Source organism: Mesorhizobium australafricanum, assembly GCF_033977265.1.
GTDB classification, from domain to species: domain Bacteria; phylum Pseudomonadota; class Alphaproteobacteria; order Rhizobiales; family Rhizobiaceae; genus Mesorhizobium; species Mesorhizobium australafricanum.
Map to the genome: position 1 here is coordinate 1 of NZ_JAVIIT010000072.1, position 586 is coordinate 586.

1 pseudogene is annotated in these 586 nt (G+C 63.7%); it reads right to left on the bottom strand.

Annotated features, from left to right (window positions below):
* Positions 1-586 (bottom strand): annotated as a pseudogene (locus tag RFM98_RS31225) (hypothetical protein); the annotation flags it as partial.

Here is a 586-nt window from a genome sequence, read left to right on the forward strand (position 1 = left end):
CGTCCTGCAAGTCGACGATGTCATCAAGACCGGCATAGATCTGCGATGATCTGCGTGACGAGCCGGGCTGGGCAATTGCCGAGCCATCAACTGCGGTCCAATGGCCCGGGCCGCTAATGTCAGCATCCTCAGCCAGTTGCCCGGGCGTGAGCGCATTCAGATCAAAATCCGGACGCCGATAAGGTGTGGGTGACAGTGGTTCAAGGCCGGCGAAGGTCGAGGACGAGCCGGCACTTTGAGCAGGCGAGGATGGGGGCGGCACGGGGGCCAATTCTGGCGGCAGCGATGTCGTCTGATGGAACTGCGGCACATTGGTAGCCATTGGCGCGCCACGCTGTGCGGCCTCTTCTTCATGGAAAGCTCGCAACACGTCCCAGGCCGGGTCGCTCGGGGACATGGGGATGGGCGAGAAGGCGACGGGTGAGGCGCTCTGCACAGTTCCCATGGCCGGGCCGCTTGGCTGCTCGCGCGGGGCCGCTTGCCCATGGGCTGCCAAGCCCAGCGCATTGTTGGCTGCGACCATTTGCCGGTATTTCTGCAGAAAGCCCCAGGCTGTGCCGAAACGGGGGCCTGCGTTCTTCTTGTA